The sequence below is a fragment of the Psychrobacillus psychrodurans genome, assembly GCF_050209195.1.
Classification (GTDB): Bacteria; Bacillota; Bacilli; order Bacillales_A; family Planococcaceae; genus Psychrobacillus; species Psychrobacillus psychrodurans.
This window is the reverse complement of the sequence record NZ_CP189791.1, coordinates 2,874,004-2,894,497: the sequence shown is the minus strand read 5'-3', so window position 1 is coordinate 2,894,497 and position 20,494 is coordinate 2,874,004. Positions and strand designations below refer to the sequence as shown.

17 protein-coding genes and 1 pseudogene are annotated in these 20,494 nt (G+C 33.5%); 15 read left to right on the top strand and 3 right to left on the bottom strand.

Annotated elements, in window-relative coordinates; genetic code table 11:
• Positions 1-31: 31 nt before the first annotated feature.
• The 3 genes from ACQCPR_RS14210 to ACQCPR_RS14200 all read left to right on the top strand — a co-directional run bounded on the left by ACQCPR_RS14210 (position 32) and on the right by ACQCPR_RS14200 (position 3,315).
• Positions 32-745: a hypothetical protein gene (locus ACQCPR_RS14210; protein ID WP_427137331.1), complete on the top strand. Its 714-nt coding sequence runs from the start codon at positions 32-34 to the stop codon at positions 743-745.
• Between the two features lie 388 nt (positions 746-1,133).
• Positions 1,134-1,361, top strand: a complete 228-nt coding sequence (locus ACQCPR_RS14205) for a hypothetical protein (protein WP_427137330.1) — start codon at positions 1,134-1,136, stop codon at positions 1,359-1,361.
• A gap of 460 nt (positions 1,362-1,821) precedes the next feature.
• Positions 1,822-3,315, top strand: coding sequence for a DNA cytosine methyltransferase (locus ACQCPR_RS14200; RefSeq protein WP_427137329.1), 1,494 nt, complete (start codon positions 1,822-1,824; stop codon positions 3,313-3,315).
• Between the two features lie 265 nt (positions 3,316-3,580).
• On the opposite strand, the gene ACQCPR_RS14195 is transcribed toward ACQCPR_RS14200, so the two are convergent.
• Positions 3,581-3,733, bottom strand: a complete 153-nt coding sequence (locus ACQCPR_RS14195) for a hypothetical protein (protein WP_427137328.1) — start codon at positions 3,731-3,733, stop codon at positions 3,581-3,583.
• Between the two features lie 105 nt (positions 3,734-3,838).
• On the opposite strand from ACQCPR_RS14195, the pseudogene ACQCPR_RS14190 reads away from it, so the two are divergent.
• Positions 3,839-3,991, top strand: a pseudogene (locus tag ACQCPR_RS14190) (IS66 family transposase); the annotation flags it as partial.
• A 326-nt stretch (positions 3,992-4,317) separates the two neighbouring features.
• A complete protein-coding gene (locus ACQCPR_RS14185; RefSeq protein WP_427137327.1) occupies positions 4,318-6,249 on the top strand; it encodes a DNA/RNA helicase domain-containing protein in 1,932 nt (643 codons plus the stop codon).
• Between the two features lie 696 nt (positions 6,250-6,945).
• Here the strand turns inward: ACQCPR_RS14185 and ACQCPR_RS14180 are convergent.
• Complete coding sequence (locus ACQCPR_RS14180) at positions 6,946-7,095, bottom strand: hypothetical protein (RefSeq protein ID WP_427137326.1); 150 nt, start codon at positions 7,093-7,095, stop codon at positions 6,946-6,948.
• A 446-nt stretch (positions 7,096-7,541) separates the two neighbouring features.
• Here ACQCPR_RS14180 and avs1a point away from each other — a divergent pair, with 446 nt between their 5' ends.
• The 9 genes from avs1a to ACQCPR_RS14135 all read left to right on the top strand — a co-directional run bounded on the left by avs1a (position 7,542) and on the right by ACQCPR_RS14135 (position 17,757).
• Positions 7,542-8,789, top strand: a complete 1,248-nt coding sequence (gene avs1a, locus ACQCPR_RS14175; RefSeq protein WP_427137325.1) for an AVAST type 1 anti-phage system MBL fold metallo-hydrolase Avs1a — start codon at positions 7,542-7,544, stop codon at positions 8,787-8,789.
• A 1-nt stretch (position 8,790) separates the two neighbouring features.
• Positions 8,791-9,861: a hypothetical protein gene (locus tag ACQCPR_RS14170; RefSeq protein ID WP_427137324.1), complete on the top strand. Its 1,071-nt coding sequence runs from the start codon at positions 8,791-8,793 to the stop codon at positions 9,859-9,861.
• Positions 9,854-10,342, top strand: coding sequence for an ABC-three component system middle component 2 (locus ACQCPR_RS14165; protein WP_427137323.1), 489 nt, complete (start codon positions 9,854-9,856; stop codon positions 10,340-10,342). The genes ACQCPR_RS14170 and ACQCPR_RS14165 overlap by 8 nt, the downstream gene beginning before the upstream one ends.
• Complete coding sequence (locus ACQCPR_RS14160; protein ID WP_427137322.1) at positions 10,332-12,266, top strand: AAA family ATPase; 1,935 nt, start codon at positions 10,332-10,334, stop codon at positions 12,264-12,266. Before ACQCPR_RS14165 ends, ACQCPR_RS14160 begins: the two co-directional genes overlap by 11 nt.
• 540 nt (positions 12,267-12,806) lie before the next feature.
• Positions 12,807-13,625 carry a TIM barrel protein gene (locus ACQCPR_RS14155; protein ID WP_427137321.1) on the top strand — a complete coding sequence of 273 codons (819 nt, stop codon included), beginning with the start codon at positions 12,807-12,809 and terminating at the stop codon, positions 13,623-13,625.
• A gap of 18 nt (positions 13,626-13,643) precedes the next feature.
• Positions 13,644-15,017: an amino acid permease gene (locus tag ACQCPR_RS14150; protein WP_090566848.1), complete on the top strand. Its 1,374-nt coding sequence runs from the start codon at positions 13,644-13,646 to the stop codon at positions 15,015-15,017.
• An 88-nt stretch (positions 15,018-15,105) separates the two neighbouring features.
• Positions 15,106-16,119: an SIS domain-containing protein gene (locus ACQCPR_RS14145; RefSeq protein WP_427137320.1), complete on the top strand. Its 1,014-nt coding sequence runs from the start codon at positions 15,106-15,108 to the stop codon at positions 16,117-16,119.
• 62 nt (positions 16,120-16,181) lie between these two features.
• A complete protein-coding gene (gene frlD / locus ACQCPR_RS14140; RefSeq protein WP_427137319.1) occupies positions 16,182-16,964 on the top strand; it encodes a fructoselysine 6-kinase in 783 nt (260 codons plus the stop codon).
• 64 nt (positions 16,965-17,028) lie between these two features.
• Entirely contained in the window at positions 17,029-17,757 is a 729-nt protein-coding gene (locus tag ACQCPR_RS14135; protein ID WP_090566857.1) for a GntR family transcriptional regulator, read from the top strand.
• A 512-nt stretch (positions 17,758-18,269) separates the two neighbouring features.
• Here ACQCPR_RS14135 and ACQCPR_RS14130 read toward each other — a convergent pair.
• On the bottom strand, positions 18,270-18,809 hold the full coding sequence (locus tag ACQCPR_RS14130) for a hypothetical protein (RefSeq protein WP_427137318.1): 540 nt from the start codon (positions 18,807-18,809) through the stop codon (positions 18,270-18,272).
• Positions 18,810-19,570: 761 nt separating this feature from the next.
• Between ACQCPR_RS14130 and ACQCPR_RS14125 the strand changes: the two genes are divergently transcribed.
• Positions 19,571-20,488, top strand: coding sequence for a DNA/RNA non-specific endonuclease (locus ACQCPR_RS14125; protein WP_427137317.1), 918 nt, complete (start codon positions 19,571-19,573; stop codon positions 20,486-20,488).
• The last annotated feature ends 6 nt before the right edge of the window (positions 20,489-20,494 follow it).

The window sequence follows — 20,494 nt, the reverse complement described above, 5'->3', positions numbered from 1 at the left end:
AAATTATTCATAAAAAGAAAGGATTGTAAAAGTGTTTAAAAAAATATCAAGGCAACTAGAAAATAAATATGTACTTATAATAGGAATTTTTATCGCTCCCTTTTTTTTAATACCAATTGTATCAGGAGTTTTGAAATTATCTTTATTGTTGGGAGAGTTATTACCTAGCTATTTAATATTGTTAGAGATAGATACAAGTGAGAAAGTGAGTATTTCAACGTTTATTTATTACTATACATGTTTTTTAGCGATTGAAGTGACAGGGATATTAAGCAACGCAGTTTATAAATTAAGTAGTTACAAAGAGAAAAAAGAAAAGAAAGATGAGCTTCTAGAAAAAATAATCATTGTAAATCGAGAACTGAGAGAAAATTTATTTGTATATAGAATGGAATTATATACGGTAGGAGTGGAGTCATATAATTTAAAAAAGATTATTCAAAAAGAACAAATGGATGATTTTTGGCAGCATTTGAGAAGGAGAGGTTTAAGTTTTAATACAATAGCATGGGAAAAATATAAATACGAATTAGATGCTATATTAGAAAAGAATAACGAGGTGGTATTAAGTAAGGAAATTAATGAAATTTATCATTCCATAGATATACTTAATAAAACAAAATGGTCTTATAGTTTACACGCTAGGGATTTTGAAGAGTTCGATGTAATAATTGAAAATATAAATATTAAATTAGAAAAGATTGTGCAAGATATTATGGATGATAAGATTAAAGTACATAATTAAATTCTACATTAAAATCATTCTTTATCCAATGTCATAGGGCATCCCTAGAACTAAAGTTGATACATCAGTAGACGGAGGTTTGAAACTTGTCGCAGTGCCGTGTAATTGGAATCACTGATAAGCAGACTAGATGTAACAGTCAGATTGAATTATATAAACGGAGGAATTTAAATAATAGAAGAAAGGTAATTAATGAACCGAGTTGGTAAAAGGTTAGGCTCTCTTACTTGGCTCAGGAGATATTGAAGAGATAGAAAAATTGTTAACTGGTAAACCTTACAGCAAACAAGCATTTGAACTAATCGATATACTTTGCAAGAAAAAGAGTTTTTTTAATTGTATAATGATTCGCTTATTTAATTGAAAATAGGGGGATAACCTGCTACTATTGAGTTACAGAAATAGCGTAAATAACAAAGTGTATATTTATATAGAAGAAAACTATTTTAGTTGCAGAAACGTAACTTCTATCGACGGCATGACTTCTGACTGGGCAAGTATCCCTTGGGACGTACTTGAGAAAGTAAGTGTACGTCTAGTGAATGAAGTGCAACACATCAACCGTGTGCTGTATGATATTACGAGTAAACCACCAGCTACTATTGAGTGGGAATAATGTTTGACGAATTTTTTTAGGAGAATCTTAATAAAGGATTCTCATTTTATTTTGCAACTATATGTTATATACTAGTAGCAGAAGGTTTTTGGACCAAGTTCGTAAATATGTAATACTCCCTAGCGAGAAAAATCGTAAATTAAATAAAAATGGAAGTGGCTCAATACTTATGGTTCTAAGGTCGGCATAATGCTACGCGAAACTTTAAATAGGTAAGATACACGCGTAGAAGCTTAAGTGTTAGAGTTTCTGGACACGGGTTCAAATCCCGCCGTCTCCATATTACGATTTCAATGGAAATCAGATAAAGTCAAAATCCTTATATATCAAGGGTTTTGGCTTTTTTCTTTTGTCATTGAATTTCATCTAATAGCATTCAGTCGTAGTTAAAAACGTAGTTAAAATTTATATAGTGTGAAATATAGATTTCTTGTATTCTTAGTGTAGAGAGGTGTTAAGTATGAATGGAAATCGACCAACGGTAGTTTCTTTATTGTGTGGGGCAGGTGGAATGGATTATGGATTTAAGCTTGCTGGATTTAAAGTTATTTTAGGAGTAGATAGAGATAAAGCTAGTTGTGATACATATAAAAAAAACATAGATGCTAATGTTTACAATACAGATATATTTCAACTCGATCCGAATGAATTGCCGGATTCAGATGTAATAATTTCTTCTATTATAACTCCTAGCTTTAGCGTAACAAGAAATGTACAGAATGATGTTAGTGTACAGTACCTAGATACCATTCTAAAAATAATTAGTTTTAAGCAGCCGAAGAGTATAGTGCTGGAATGTGTTAAACCATCTAGGAGTTATAAAAAAAATAGTCAGTTTGATGAACTATTAATGTCGTTGGAGAATTTAGGTTATAACGTATTTTATCAAAATCTTAATACTATTAATTATAATATTCCTCAAAATAAGTCGAGGTTAGTCGTTATAGGTGTAAAGCGTGACTTTACTAATGTCAGATATGAATTCCCAATACCGCAGACAAACACAACAACTTTGAGTGAAATTCTAAGCGATATAGATTTATCAAATAATTCTACTGTAGCACCAATTCTAAATAATAGACGATCGAAGATTTTAAATTTAAATGGAGTTTCAAATGCTATAGTGTCAAACATGCATTATTATTTAGATTTTAATACTTATTTGAAGAAACTAACATCAAGAGAGATAGGGTTAATTCAATCCTTTCCAAAAGAATATGTTTTTGAGGGAAATGAAAGGTCACGTCTAAGACAAATCTGCATAGCATTTCCTCCAACTTTAGCTTACCATGTTGCAAAAGAATTACTGATTTTATTCGATTTTGATGAAAGGAATATCATGGATAATAGTGAGTCGAATAGTTTAGATCTTTATAAAGCTAACGTAAACTTAAATGAAAATTCTGAAATGGATGAGACGTTTCTGAAGCAAAGCGTACCAACTTTGGATTTAAGTGAGATTCAAAGTGGGAAAGATGGTGCATATATATTTGAAGACCGTGCTTTCGAAGCATTAGAGTATATTTTTGGACATCAACTTATATTAGGGGAAAAACAGTATAATCTTAATGATGGAAGAAAACGTGTTGATATTATATTTAATAATCAATTAGGAGAAGGTTTTTTTATTTCTTTAAAAGCCCTTTTTGATATTAAAAGTGGAGTAATATTTGTTGAGTGTAAAAATTATACTGGAGAATTAAAAAATCCTGATTTTGATCAATTATGTGGAAGGTTTAATAGACATTCAGAGTTTGGAATTCTAATTTGTAGAAAAATAGAAAATAAAGATAAGGCGCTTCGGACATGCAAAGATATAGCACACAACGGTAGAGGATATGTATTGGTACTTGATGCAGATGATATTTCTTATTTAATATCTTTAAGAAAAAAAGAAGATTATCCAGCTATTGATAAATATATGCTTAAACTGTTAAACAATTTATTATTTTAAATAGAAAGTGCGACGATTGAATAAATCTCGCACTTTACTAAATATATTAACTTAGATAAGTTTCAAACTTTTTAATGGCATCTTCTTTCGCACTAGCCGTAACATGCGCATAAACATCCATCTTCGTCTTTACATAAGAATGTCCTAAACGATCTTGAACAGATTTTATTGTAGCACCAGCTTCAAATAATCAAGAACAGTGCGTATGTCTAAATCCATGTGTTGAAATAGCAGGTAAACTATTTTTATTAATAATTGATTTCAGCTAATCATTCGTTTTAGCTGGCTGAATAAAGCTATTTTTAGTATTGCTGAATACTAATTGATTTCTCTGCATGACATTGAAGCCTAGCATTAAATGCGCTTGACGTTGCTGCTTCTTCCACTCTTTTAAAATGACCATTGTAGCTTCATCCATTTTAATTGTACGGCTTGTATCGGTCTTTGTAGGCTTTATTTATAACCTTTGTGAAATACCTTGTCCAAGTGCTTTATTAATACTAATAAAGGGACAAAGATACAGATTGTCACAGCGAAAATGCCTGCCCCAATGTATCGCGGAAGTTTAGCTTCGCTATCGGCAATGGCTTATTTAATGAGCAGAAAATACGTAGAGGGGCTGCGTCTTTATCGGCAAGAGAAGCAATTAGAACATATAGGAGTTAGCCTATCGCGCTAAAGGATGGCAAATTGGTTGAAGCATGGCTGTCTTATCCCTAAAAAATCTACACAAGTAGCATAATAATCGTGCCCCCTGGAAAACAGGTAAGTGCAATTTGGCGCATAAGGATATCTACAAAATAGTAAAGTGTATCAAAGCGAAGCTAAATCCGGTGAGTTTCCTTATATATCCATTTACAATTATTTCCTGCAACTATCTATTAAATATGGTAAAATTGTATTGATTAGAAAACTAAATTATGGAGCTAATTTATCATGTTGATATGAATATAAATGACACATTCATAGATAGAGACCTAAAAGACTAAGGCTGGTGCACAAATGATAATTTATGAATCTACAAAAGAACAATTCGTAGGAGATATTGTAAATGAATTGCTCATAGACCGCTTATACAATTCATTTCAGGAGAAAATTGGTCGGACATCTAAGAATGAGATTCGTTCCTGGGAGAACTCGTTGCAAAAGATGTCAAATGTAATGCAAGACAGGGAAATCCCGAATGATGCATCAGTTGCAATCGAGTTTAATATTCCTAATACATCGAAGCGTGTGGATTTTTTAATTGCAGGAAACGATGGAATTCAAGATCATGTGGTCATTGTGGAATTAAAACAATGGGAAAGTGTTGAAAAGATTGCGTCTAGAGATGGTATCGTCAAAACGTTTGTTGGTAAAGCGAATCGAGAAACGACGCATCCATCCTATCAAGCGTGGTCTTATGCAGCGATGATTGAGGATTTTAATGTAAATGTCCAACAACAAGAAATCCAATTAAAGCCCTGTGCATACCTGCATAACTATCGAAAGGTTGAAAATGATCCTTTGACGGATGTCCATTATGGGGATCATCTAGAAAAAGCACCTGTATTCACAAAGGGTGAAATTGAAAAACTACGTTCATTTATTAAGAAATTCATTAAAAAAGGGGACCGGAACCAACTTCTATACCAAATTGAAAATGGGAAAATTCGTCCCTCAAAATCTTTGCAAGACTCATTAAATAGCATGTTAAAAGGTAATTTAGAATTCATTATGATCGACGAACAAAAAGTATTCTTTGAAGAAGCACTTCATCAGGCGATGGATAGTGTAAAAAATGGCATAAAACAAGTCATGATAGTGCAAGGGGGTCCTGGCACAGGAAAATCGGTTCTTGCCATTAACTTATTGGTAAAACTAATTGACCAAGGACTCGTAACAATGTATGTAACAAAAAACTCTGCTCCTCGCAATATTTACTCTACAAAACTGAAAGGTGATTTTACAAAGACGCATATTGATAATTTATTTAAAGGATCCGGTAGTTTTACAGAAGTAGAAGAAAATGAATTTGACGTACTGATTGTAGATGAAGCACATCGGTTGAACGAGAAGTCCGGCATGTTTCGGAATAAAGGTGAAAACCAAGTAAAGGAGCTAATCAAGGGCTCAAAATTCACAATATTTTTTATTGATGAAAACCAAAAGGTCACACTAAGTGATATTGGAAGTGTCGATTTGATAAAACACTATGCTGAGCAATACAAAGCTAACATTATTGCGTGTGGTTTAACATCCCAGTTCCGTTGTGATGGTTCAGACGGCTATATCGCTTGGTTGGATGATGTATTGCAGATAAGAAATACAGCCAATATGCATGAACTAGGGATGGATTATGACATCAGGCTTTTTGAAGACCCAAATGAGATGCTTGCTGAAATTGAAGAACTTAATAGAAGAAACAACAAATCTCGTGTTATGGCTGGCTATTGTTGGGAATGGCCAAAGCAAAATCGGCAGGACGTCAATCATCACGACATCGCCATTCCTGTACATAACTTTGGTATTAGCTGGAACATCGAAAACACCTGGGCTATTGAAAACTCTTCAGTTAGAGAAGCAGGCTGTATCCATACCGCCCAAGGATTGGAGTTTGACTATGTAGGCGTCATTATCGGCGATGACATGCGCTTTGAGAATGGACAAATCATCACAGATTACACAAAGCGTGCCAAGACAGACCAATCTTTAAAAGGAATTAAAAAGATTGCTAAAGAAGATCCAGAGGCAGCGCATGCATTGGCAGATCCTATTATTCGTAATACGTATCGGACATTAATGACGCGTGGTCAGAAGGGGTGTTTTGTATTTTGTACGGATTCTGCGCTGCAGGAGTATTTGAATGAGCGGTTGGAGAAGATGACGTTTTATCGGAAGAAAAGGCAAGAGGCGTTGTATTTAGTGGATGAGAGGGAGGGGTATGGGCATTAGAGAATCTTAAAACAAAAGTATCATGATTAGAGTTGTATTATTTCAAAGAGCTGATTGTTGCTGCACAACTAGACTTCTTAATTTAACTTGGTGTGTTTTTGGTTAATAAATTCTTTCACAAGAAGGTAATAATAAGTTTAAAAACATAATTATTTCCAGTAATTAGAATTTTGACCTCGATGCAATGTAATATCCAGCCTTCTACAATTATTAATCAAAACCACTAATAATAGATTCTTTTAAGGGGAACTGTTTTTGTTTTTTAGTTTCGGTTATGAATATATATAAAGGTTTAATTACGAAATTTACAAATCATTATCGAAAATTTAATCTTAATAAAAAAACTTGCCCCTGCAACGTTTTTTTGGGCATTCGTAGTCAAAGATTTTTAATAGATATCGCAATCCTTATAAATACTGCTATTACAACCTATTAGGAGATGACGGTTCGACTCCCCAACCGTCTCCATCCTTGATTTATACATTAAGATTGGTTCCAAGTGATACAAAACGACAATTTTAGTAAACAGAAAATCATTTCTACAGTAATTGTTCGAGTTTCCTTACTTAGTAAAAATACTTTTAAATCGTTGTTTAATATTGTTAGGGGGTTTGATAGGAGTTGAACTCTTGTTGAATATCCCGGTTTTGTTACTTGGATGAATTACATATTATTTCTTGTTGGAGCATCAACTCATTAGTTCTTGCTTAGTCTCTCTAATGTATTGCCATGAGTTTTTACTGCTTTTTTAAAGATCTCCTGAATCTCTTTTTTACTTGCAGTTTGTTTTGTTGTTTTCTTTGATGTTAGGTTCGTATCTTTACCTTCCTTTTTCTCCTTCTCCATTTTCATAACCTCCTATAATTGAGATTTAGCAATAATAAAAATAAGTTATCTCTTTAAAATAAATTAACTAATTTTATCATACTAGAATTATAATATTGACTTTTACCAAGTGTTACTCCTAATCAAGACTTAAACAGACACTGTCTATAAATCTAAACAACGAAATAAATACAATTACAGTAAATGTAAAAGATAAATAAATAGTACTATTGTGCTATCTTACCGCTCATAACATCGATTATGGGCGGTTTTAATCTGATTGAAACAATAGTATATCTCTTCAAGTAGATAAAGCATTCAACAAAATAATCAATGTTAAGGAATCAAATATTTACTCAGTAAAAAAAATATAGAAAATATAAACGTGGGAGTTATAATATAATTGTATGTATATAATTTCCAATACAGGAAATATAATTGGTTAGCTTAGGGAGGTAGTGTTCAAATTGAGTCATATAAAGGTGGAAGCATTTCCCTCATTAGAGGGCGATTGTATATTAATAAGTTTAGGAGATAATTCCCCTCAAACACATATTTTAATAGACGGTGGTTTTAAAGAAACATATGAGAAGTATCTTAAAAAGAGATTATTAGAAATGTCTAAAAAAGGTGAAAAACTTTCATTAGTAGTAGTTTCACATATAGATTCAGACCATATAGAAGGAATTTTAGAATTATTTAAAGAAAACGAATCCGCAGATAACCCTATAATAATCCATATTGAGGAAGTATGGCATAACAGCTATAGACATTTACAAGCAGATATATTAGATAACTCAACAGATTTGGGATGGCAAGAACAATACATACTTGAAGATATAATAACAAAGGCAACTACAAAAATAAGTCATGATTCCAATGAAGATAAGGATATAAGTGCGGAACAAGGATCCTCGCTAGCTGCTTTATTATATAAAGGAAAATATAAATGGAATAATAAATTTAATGGAAAAGCGATAAGTAATGATAATCAGAAATACATTAAGCTAAATGCAGATACATCAATTTATATGTTGTCACCTAATAATAAAAAACTTGAAAAGCTAAAAGATTATTGGTTGAATGAACTGCAAAAATTAAAGCATGATTTTAAATTAACTAATGATAAATTGTTTGATGATGCTTATGAGTTTTATTTAATGGAAAAAAACGAAGAAGAGGCAAATGAAGAAATTAAAGAAATATCTTTTAAACAAGAAGAAAAGGATTTAGGAAATTATTTAATGATGAAGGATACATATGATTCCTCAGTAGCAAATGGTTCTTCTATTTCATTCATTTTAGAATATAAAGGTAGGAAAATGCTATTTCTTGGAGATTCACATCACACAATAATTAAAGAAGAATTGGTGAATTTGAAAGAAGAAGATTCAAACATATTTTTTGATTTAATAAAAGTTTCACATCACGGTAGTAAGAACAATACAAGCAAAAAGTTACTTGAAATTATAGACTCAAATATATACCTAATTTCAACTAATGGTGGGAGAAATAAGCATCCAGATAAAGAAACGATTGCAAAGATAGTATGTAGACAGAGTAAAGAAAAAAGGAACATAGTGTTTAATTATTTTCAAGATCAAATTTGGAATGATGAGCATAACAAGGAAATATATAATTTTAATGTTTTTTATCCTAGCCAGGAAAATTCCATAACTATCTCTTATGGCAATTCAGGAATAAAGGTGGAATAACATGAATATAGTTGGAAGTCAAATTTATGAAAAAGTTATTTGTAGATTAAATTGTGGTCCAGAAAAGGCTACAGCATTTTTGATTAGTAATAACCAAGCAATAACTGCTACTCATGCTATTAAAAAACATTATCCAAATAATGAAATTGTTTTAGAATTTATGAATTTAGATAGCTTTCCTATTAAAGTAAGAGCTGTACCTGTAGAAGGGTTGCCACATTCTCCTATAACTATTTTACAGCTAGTAAGAAACATAGACAGTGAATTTTACTGTGTATTTTATAATCATCCTGTAAATAAAGATGATAATTATGAAATCTTTGGCTATCCATCTACAAAATGGGCAACGGGGAATTGGATACTAAGCACTGTTAGCAGAAGGATTACTGATCAAATGGCACAACCATATGATTGGGATATAGATTTAAATCACAATTCCAATATTGAGGATTTTTCTGGTTTGTCAGGTTCACCGCTTTTTATTAATAAAAGGTTAGTGGGGGTTATTTTAACTGAAAATAATGCAAAAGGAAAAGCAATTTCACTAGGAGCTATTAGTATTGCAAAAATAGAAGATATAATAACAGCAGCAAATATAAAAATTGAAGAATCTATTATGTATGACAAATATGAAATATATAAAATGGAAGATAGTATAGACTACTCGGAATGTAGGTTCATTGCTATGTTAGAATCTGCGAATATTTTTGATCATGAAGATTGTCAACAAGAATTTTTTAATGCTGAAATTGCTAAAAGTTCTATTGGAAGTAAAGAAATTGGGAATGAGATTAAAAAATTCAAATCATTGCAGACTAATGTACGAAGTGTTTGGAAAACACTCCATAGATCATATCTTAATGAAATAGATGGGAACATTTTATTATCTGATGTATATCAAAGAATTGAAGATTTGAGTGAAACTACATTAAAAGGAGATGATAACTTCTCTCTAGTTGTTAAAAAAGGACTTCTGCATCAACTTTCTGATGAAGGGAAACTAGGGTGGGTAAGAGACTATGAGAGACGGGTGCGAGACTACTTAAAAGAAAGAGGCAGTGTAGATGAATAAAGATTTAGATAAAGTAAATAGCGATTTAATCTTAAATTCAACAAGGTTATTAATATTACTTTCTAAGTACGAAACAAAAAAATCTTTTAAAATGAACATCAATAAAATAATGTTGCTGGATTTTTATATGAAATTCCCTAAAACTATGATTTCAAATGAGGTAATAATTAAAAAAAAATATGACTTTAACGAATATTATTCTTTTTACCATTGGCAGCCTGATAGAGATTTATATAATTTTTTCCTTAGATATTTATTGAGTAAGAGATTAATAGAGAAGAAAATAATAAAAAATGATTTTATATATTTCATAACGAGAAAAGGTATTGAAACTATTTTAAGTTTAAAGAGTGACTACTCTAATCAACTTCACATAATCGCAAATTACGTAAAGAAAAATGTATCTATATTAAGCGATGAAAAAATAGAAGAAACAATAATAAAGAAATCATTCAGTGAGGAATTAATCTATGATAAATAAGATTTTTCTAGAAAGCTTAACATTGAAGGGGTTTAGAAAAAATTATGAGATAAAATTTAAAGAAGGGTTAAATTTTATTTCTGGTCCTCTTTCTACTGGTAAATCTTCCATTGCAGAAATGATTAACTATGCTTTGGGAAGCGAGAACCATAAGTCTTATATTGAAATTAGACAAAGTTGTAAAGATGTTGAATTGGTAATCTTTATTGGGAAAAAAAAGTTCAGAATTATACGACCTTTATTTGATTTTAATAGGCCCGTTAAGCTTTTTGAGTGGAATAATGAATTGGATGCTTTTAATGAAGAATTTATTCTTCTAGAGATTGATATATCCTCTAATAAAAAGTCATTATCTTACTTTCTATTAAATGAATTAGGATTGCCTAATATTAAAGTAGTTAATCAAGATTTTAGTTTTAGAGATCTATTCAAGTATTGTTATGTAAGTCAGTCTAATATTGATTCTGAAAACTTACTAATGGAGAAGACTTATGGACCTAATTTAAAGAGAAAGCCAACATTTGAAATTATTTTTAGTATATATGATGAATTATTAGGAGAGCTTAGACAACAATTAAAAGAAAAAAATCTAGAAATAAGTTCACTAATGAAAAAACAAGAAGGTATCTATGAATTTCTTAAAGATTTTAAATTGTTAGAGAGAGATAGATATTATATTGAAAAACAGCATCTAGGAAAAATGGTGGAAGATAAGTCTGCAGAACTAGCAGGGCTAAAGGAAAAAGGAACATATAATAATGACTATACCTTACAATTAGAGGATCTCATTCATCACTTAAAAGATAAAATAATTGAAATAAACACTAAAATAACTGAAAAGAAAAAGTATATAGATAAATTGAGCTTACTAAGAAATCAGTATGTAAGTGATTTACAAAAAATAGAATTTATTATTGAAGGTGCGGTAATACTAAATAGTGTTGATTTTGAAATTTGTCCTTCATGTTTAAATGAAATTGCACAAAAAAACGGATGCGGTTTATGTGGAAGTGAATTTCAAGATTTATCAGATGAAGAAACTAAAGCTTTTAAAAGTGAACTTAAAAGAATTAAAATCAAGAGTAACAGTTTGTTAGGATTTATTGAAAAGCAGCAAAATCAATTAGTGGCATTAGAAAAAGAAAAAGAAGATATTATTTTACAGTTGAAAGATATGCAGCGAGAAATTGAACATTTACGCAAACAGTATATTAGTCCATATGTTGAACAAATTGGAAAGCTTAATTATGAAATTGGTATTCTAATTAATAATATTGATCAATTAGAAAAAGATTTAAATTTAATAAATCAATTTGATAAAATCAAAGATAATATTTCTATAGAAAATTCAAATTTAAAAGACATTATTAAAAGAATAGAGGAAATTGAAGGAGATAATATTACAAAAGAAGGTATAATTCAAAATCTTAGTAAGTTATTTGAAGATATCTTGAAAAAGTTTTCATTTCCGAAACTTTCTGATGCCTACATTAAAGAAAAAGATTATCTGCCTTATGTAAGAAATATAAAATATGACCAACTAGGAAGTGGCGGAGCAGTTACAATGACCACCATGGCATATTTTTTATCAATTGCTCTTTTAAAATCTAAAAATAAAAATCATCCGGGGATACTAATTATCGATTCACCAAGAAAGAATTTAGGTGCTGATGCTAAAGTTGTAGATGAATTTAAAGATGAAGCTATTTTTAATTCAATAATAAAATACTTTATCTCAATTTTTAAAGAATCGAAAAATGAAGAAGTTGAGGAAGTAGATAGAATACAATTAATTGTAATCAACAATGGTGATCCAGAGTATCTGAATAAAGATGATGTAATAGTCAAATTTGACGGAGATGGAACAAAGGGACTTCCGTATGGATTAATTGATGACACAGAAAGTGTAGATGGAGATTTTTGAAAGTTTAATATTACTCACTAACTTTAAACAAAACATTGTCTAAGAAAAGCTAAATAGTTTATGGCTCTGGTAATAACAAGTTAACTGGTTTTATTTGCCCCCGCAAACCTTATTTCTTATTTAACGTAGTCAAAAACGTAGTCAAAAATTTTAAAAGATGATATAAACCTCTGCAAACACTTATACTAAAGCGTTTTGTGAAACGGTTGGTTCGACTCCCGCCGTCCCATATTACGAAATCATATATTTCATACATTGTCTGTGACGTAAAGCATAAAATTTCCTTTTGGAAAATTTATGCTTTTTTTTATTTTAGGCTCCCGTCCGATTTAGATATCTTTGGTATACCAAGGCTTAAAAATAGAAAAAACCCCCAAATATGGTCACTTTATTAAAGTGTCTCCAATTTGGGGTTCAGTTGGTTCAGAGAAAAGCATCTTTTTATTGAAATTTCTTAAAATTTAGATTGTTTTTAATGTATTGTTAAATTATAATACAAGACATAACAAATAAAACGTTTTCATGAAGGAGGTGAACTATTTGCATGTCGCAGGAATGAATATTACCTTTAAGCATTTTCCTTTTCTTTATTTTTTAGAGTCTATGAAACGATTGGATATTGAAAATATTGAATTATGGGCTGGAGAGCCTCATCTATTTGTTTATCGAAACGCACTTGGAGATATTAGAACTATGAAAAAAGAGATACGATCCAGAGGCTTGAAAATTGTCTGCTATACTCCAGAACAATGCGTTTATCCGTATAATATTGCGGCTTCCGACTCCCACTGGCGAAAAATAAGCATTGATTATTTCATAGATAACTTATATGCAGCTTTGGAATTGGGTACCGATAAAATGTTGGTCACTTCAGGAATTGGGGATTTTTCTGTATCACAAGAAGAGTCGTGGAAATACGCAAGTGACTCTATCTATCAATTAACTAGAGTGGCTGAGAAGGAAGGGCTAACGCTTGCTTTAGAGCCTTTAACCCGTTTTGAATCTAATCTAATTACCAACTTCAAAGGTTTAAAAAAGATGATAGAAAAAATCCAATCGCCTTCGTTAATAGGAATGATTGATGCAGTGGCGATGCAGTTAGCTGATGAAACGCCGGATGATTATTTTTCGATGTTGCCCGAGTTGAGTCACTTTCATTTAATAGATGGGGATGGCCAAAGTGATGCCCATTTATCTTTGGACGATGGTGTCCAAGACTGGCGAGAGCATTTAAAAAGCCTTCATAGCCATGGATATGAAGGAATTTGTACCTTGGAAATAATGGGTTCGGCTTATTATCAAGATCCTCAAACCGCACTTATGAACTCCCTTATAAAATTAAAAGAATTTAGAATCTAACCATTTGGAGGAACTCGTATGAACAATGGCGTACTAACAAGAAAGCTTGGTTTTTGGGCAGCTTTAGCAATTGCGGTCGGAACGACAATAGGATCGGGTATTTTTGTATCATCAGGAGATGTTGCCCGTGCTGCTGGAAGCCCTTCACTTTCAATTCTTGCTTGGGTAATAGGCGGGCTGATCGCCATTCCACAAGTTATGGTATTGGCCGAATTATCAACTGCCTATCCGCAAAATGGAAGCGGTTACGTTTACTTGAACAAAGCCGGGTGGCGGCCTTTAGGCTTCCTGTATGGCTGGGCAACATTTTGGGCTTTAGATCCTCCTTCTATTGCAATTATGGCGTTAGCGCTTGTTTCGTATATATCGACGTTTCTGCCATTTTTCGATGGTCTGCCTGGAAAGTTGCTTGGCATCGCCATTATTTTAGCTATTACTGCTATTCATTACCGCAGTGTCAAAGAAGGAGGGTTGTTCCAGGTTATTATTACAGTGGTTAAAATCGTTCCCTTTTTGATTGTTATCGGTTTAGGGTTAATGTATATGAATCCTGGGAATTTTTCATATACACCTCCTTCTGGATCGGGGCCAACAAGTTTAATCGGCGGTGTATCTGCAACTACTTGGGCTTACACAGGAATGGCCGCAATTTGCTTTATGGCAGGGGAATTCAAAAACCCGGGCAAGGTCCTCCCGCGTGCCCTAATCTCCTCCATCTTAATAGTTATGTCTTTATATACCTTGCTTGCGATTTGTGTTATCGGATTAATGCCTTTCGAGAGTCTTCTTGCTTCCAATGCGGCGTTGTCAGACGCTGTAAAGTTTATACCGGGACTGTCTGATATTGCTTCGTCATTTGTGGCGGTTACCGCCATTATTGTGATCTTGGGATCTTTGAGCTCATGCATCATGTTCCAGCCGCGCTTGGAATATGCGATGGCAAAAGACGGTTTATTCTTTCAACGTTTTGCGAAAGTCCATCCAAAATACGAAACGCCTAGCTTCTCGATTATTGTTCAAGTGACTTATGCATGTATTCTAGTTATGTTCAGCAACCTGACTGCTTTGTTAGGATATTTCACACTTATACAACTACTTATTAATATTATGGATTTTGCTGCGGTTTACAAATGCCGTAAAAGAGGAGATTATAAACCGGTTTATCGCATGCCAATGTGGAGAGCGACTACGATGCTGGCAATTCTGGGTGCCGCTTGGCTTGCATGGGGTACATTCACTTGGGCTCCGATTGAAGGCATGATTGCTGCCTTAATCGTTGTTGCAACAGGTCTACCCGTCTATTACTACTGGGAAAAGAAATATGGCGGCAGAACAAGCGAGAATACAGTAGCTTGGCAAGTTGAAGCAGAAAAAGTCAGTCCAGCTGAATAAGAAAGAAGAAATAAAAATAATTGTATAATTTGTTATACTAGACTATAATACAAGACATAACAAATGTTGTATGAGGAGGAAAATAGTAATGCTAAAATATGATGAAGAATTATTTTTGAGGCTTGTCGAAGAAGAAGGCCTTGCTTACCGAGAACAAATTGAAAATTTTGTAGATGAGATTTGCAAGAAAGGATATAGCAATATTTTTTTGATCGGTGCTGGTGGAACGATTGCTATGATGTATCCTTACGAATATATTTTGAAATCTAATTCAACAATTGAAGTGCAGGCGGAAATAGCAGCAGAATTTATGGTGATGAACAATAAACGCTTTAGCAAAGACTCTGTTTGTATTTTCACATCCGTGTCTGGAACAACTGAAGAAACAGTCGCAGCGGCTAAACTTTGCAAGGAAAGAGGCGCTACTACGATTGCATTGGTAGCAGAGCCAAACACACCGCTAACTCAAGTTGTCGACTATTGCATCACGACTGGATCTGAAACACATTCGTTTGATACCTTCTTCATGCTTCTCTATATGGTAGTTTTCCGGTTCATGTATAATAACAATGAATTTCCGCAATATGAGCAATTTACAAACGAAGTTGCGTTGCTGCCAAAAGCGATTTTAAATTCCGTGAAGGCGTTTGATGCGAAAGCTGAAGAGTTTGCCAGTAAGCATAAAGATACCGATTATCATATGATGGTTGGTTCCGGTAACTTGTGGGGCAATACGTATTCCTATGCAATGTGCATCCTGGAAGAAATGCAATGGATTCATGCAAAATCGATTCATGCAGCCGAGTTCTTCCACGGAACACTCGAATTGGTTGTTGAAGACACGAGTGTCATTTTGCTGAAAGGCGAGGATGAGACTAGACCACTGATGGATCGTGTAGAGAGATTTGCTGAAAAGATTACAAAACAGCTTACTGTTATCGACACAAAAGATTTTGAAATGGAAGGAATCAGTGAAGAATTCAGAAACCACTTTTCTGTCAGCATCAACTGGGCTTTATTAAGCCGGATCAGTGTTCATCTGGAGCGTGAAAGAAATCATCCATTAACCCTTAGAAGATATTACCGACAAATGGCATATTAAGAAACTGATGGGCGCTACTTTGTAGTGCTCATTCCTTAATAAGAGAGAAAGTAGGGGGACTGATGAAAATTGTGACGGTCGGGGACAATTGCATGGATGTATATCAGCCAAATGATAGAGCATACCCCGGAGGAAATTCAGTAAATGTGGCAGTATATTTAAAGGGATTAGGCGCTGACTCCGCTTATATCGGCTGGGTAGGCTCTGATAAATACGGAGACTTGATGAGGGAGAAAATCCAAGAAAAGGGTGTAAATATTACTCATCTTTCAAAGAAAGAAGGGAAAACGGCAGTCACACAGGTTGAGTTAAATGGAAATGACCGTTGTTTTGGAGACTATGATGAAGGTGTCATGGCTAGCTTCTTCTTAACGAGTGAAGAAGTAGATTTCGTTGGAACACACCAACTTGTACACGCAGGAATTTGGGGACATGTCGATAAAAAATATCCCCTTTTCAAAGAGATGGGTTTGCTTACTTCCTTTGACTTTTCCGATCAACTCGACCATGACTTGGTAAAAAGCTTATCGCCATTTGTAAACTATTCTTTTTTCTCATATATAAAGGACGATGACTATATCCGCCAATTCTTAAAGAGTGTAAAAAATCAAGGATCTAAGATCGCAATAGCAACTTTAGGTGAGAACGGTGCCCTTGCCTATGATGGGAAACGATTCTATCGAAGCGAGATAGTGGAAACGGAGGTAGTAGATACAATGGGAGCGGGAGACTCTTTTATAGCAGGTTTCCTTTGTGGGATATTAAAAGGGTTTTCTATTGATGAATGCATGGAATTGGGATCTAAAACGGCAGTCAAAACAATTCGCTATTTCGGTGCTTGGTGACGGGCTTTGGAAATCTATGTATAATAGAGAATATATAATCTATTATGGATAAGGATGAGTAAGTATGAATTTAAATCCTTCAACTCCCCAGCCGTTATATATGCAAATAAGGCAAATGTTGAAGAATGATGTCCAGCAGGGAAAATACAAACCAGATGAACAAATTCCAACTGAAGCTGAACTTTGTGAGATCTATAATGTAAGCCGTATCACAATCCGAAAAGCTATTGAGGAATTGGTGAAGGAAGGGACTTTGACGCGTGTTCCACGCAGGGGCACCTTTGTTACAACTAATAAATTCCACAATGAATTATTGTCTGTAAGCGGATTCTCAGAGTTTAGCCATCAGTTAGGCATGATTCCGAACTCCCGTATTTTAAGAAGCGAAGTTATACCGGCATCGGAAGAAGTTGCAGGCCACCTTTTAATTGATGAAGGAAGTCCTGTTTTGGAGCTGGAGCGTCTCATGTATGTAAATGATCATCCGCTTTTTTATGATATCGCTCATTTTCCTTTAATTCGTTTTCCCGATTTAGAAAAGAAAATTGCAATGGATGAATCAACTTACAAAACTCTTTCCAAAGAGTATCAAACTGAAATTATTAGTAACGATAAAATCATTGATGTAATTGGCGCCACAACAGAATATGCAAAATTATTGGAATGTGACGTTGGTGCAAACTTGTTTAGAATTTTAAAGATTGCTTTTGATGCAGATGACGAACCTGTTCATCTTTCTACTTTTATGTGCGAAACAAACAAGGTGAATCTAACTATCCATCGGGCAAAATAAAAAAATGAAGCAAGTTTTGAGGTTTTTGATGGAAAGGGCATTATTCAGGCAGTTTAATAAAAGCAACCTGTCTTACACAATTAATATTGAAGCACAATTATTAAATGCTGGTATTTTAGATATATATACCATTTCAGATACTTTAGATTTTAATGATTATACTTGTTTAAAAATGATTCATCATTATTAAGAGTGGTTATTAATGTAGTCGTACCAAAGGTTTTCACGACAGGGAGTTTAAACGGGTGTTGCAAGAAAGATTAAAAAGCGAATTGCTCCTGATATATTTACGGTTTAAAAGTTTTCCTCTGTAATGAACAGTTCAGACTATTTTCTGCAAGAGAAATTTTAAAAATATGAGATATAAAAGTTAGTAGAATTCTAACCTGTAAAAGTCGTTCTGAGTTACTCAGAACGGCTTTTCTATTCAGTCAACTTGTAATTTGGTCCATCACAAAATAACTTTAATAGTATAATCTTCATGTTTTCGAGCGGAGTCGTACTCATTCCTCCTACTCTTGAAAGAATTCAAATAACTTTTGTTTGCATAATTCTTCAAAAACACCAACAAAGTAACCAGCGAGATTATAGACTTTCTTCTTTTTCGTATCATGTAAAGCAATTGTCAGTGCTTGATAACCAACACCTTCGTAAAACATTTGTTCCTGCGGGAGCAGCTGAATGATACGGTAAGTGAGACTTCGATAAACTCCGTATAAACTGCTGACTAATTGCTGATCAGCTCCCAGCATGGCGAAAACAGTAGACTTGAGGTGCTGGTAGAATGTAGGTTTTTTACTTGAGTTATCCACAGGACCTAGTGAACAGACGTTTTCTGTAGAATACGTATTATGTAATAATTCTTTTTTAGAGATTAAAGAGATATCGGTTTCTTTTCCCGAAATGATAGCCGAAACCCTTTGTGTGACTAGGTTCTCCTGCTCCCCCCGAACTGTCAAACTCGACTGGTCATTGAAACGTAAAATGACTATAATATTAGCGCCATAGCCCTTAGAAACTCTTCGAATGGTCGGAATCTTCTTGATGATCAATAGCTTTTCTAATTTACGTAGGGTTCTTCTAACCGGCGCCTCTGATTTATCCGACGCAACTCAAATCGTTGACACCTTCAAATGAGCAGCACCAGGAAACTTACAAGCATATTGCGCTACCAGAGACCAGTATATGTTTTTCTACATGCATATCCATTTCTGCAACTGTTTTAAAAGTTTGATAATCCATAAGATAACTAGTCATCTATTCCTTCCTCCCATTTCACGAATGATAAGTCGCTGTCATTAGTTAAATAGAAGTGTTTTGGAAGAAAGGATACATGAATGAGAGAGAAATTTCATTCATTATTATAATTATTTACTAATGTATGGCTAGTAATCACATTCTTTTAAAAGCCGAGAGGTTCATGTCCGGTTCTGAGAGGGGCTATTTTGGAGGCTCCGGTCTACTTGCCTTGTTTGTTGTTTCCAATATAAGAGCAAAGCTCAGTGGTCGGGAATTTCAGGAGAAGTCTTAACGATTTCGTTTAATTATTAAATAGTCAAATTCCATAATCGGGCGCAATTCTTGAAAAGAAATTGTGACTTTTTCAATCACTGGCTATATTTTAGATTCGAATAATATAATGCAATGGACTCTACTAATCTTTATTGAAATTTAACACTACATAATTCCATCTTAGTATTTAAAGTAATAAAACTAATATTGTAATATACTATTATAGATAGGTTAACATGTTAATTTATGTTTTATTCCAAGATCCATAGAATGATCAGTAAAAAATACGAGGAGTCCTAAAATGAAAAAGAAAATAAATTATTTAATCTTACTTTTAACGGCCATCTTTATAGTTGGTTGTACTAACGTAGAAGATGCATCAGTTACAGATAAAGAAACAGTTTCACAAGAAGTAACAACAAATAATAGTGATACAGAAAAAACGGTAACTGAAGAATCAGTATCAGAAAAAACATCAACTCAGCCAAAAGAGGAACTGTTCAAAGGATATAGACTGATTGAAGTTAATGGTGGTGATTTGTCTGGATATCGTGAACCTAATGTCGTCGTGGACATTGGTTTTGGGGACCGAAAGAATTATTCTTTCACCAACGAATATGGCCAAGTAATCCGTGTCATTGCTGACGAAATTGTTTTACAAGATGATCGTACCGAACCTGTAACATCTTCGGGAAGATACTACTCCGATGAAGCAAAAGTTCCTGGTGTCGAGAGAGCGAATTTAGATGAAGGACATATTATTGCAGATTCTCTTGGTGGGGTATCAAACGCTTATAATATTACGCCACAAGATAGTATGCTTAATCGACATGGTGATCAAGCATATATGGAAGACGCTATTCGTAAAGCCGGTGGAGCTAATAATTTCGAAGCAATTATTACATATTCAAATACGGAAACGCAGATTCCTTCAAGTTATCAATATACCTATACTTTAAAGGGCAACGTAATCGTGGATACATTTGACAATGTGAACCCTGATGAAGTAAATGCATCACTCGGTTTAACAGGAAGTGAACCTTCTGATTCGACTAGCTCAAACACAAGCGGTGATGTTTCTAGTGTTGATACAAACGGTAATGGACAGGTGACGATTAAAGAGGCAAAAGCAGCCGGTTTTAGTATGCCAATAATGAGTGATCATTGGTTGTATCCACACATGCAAGACAATGATAAGGACGGTATGGTAGGAGAGTAAGACCTT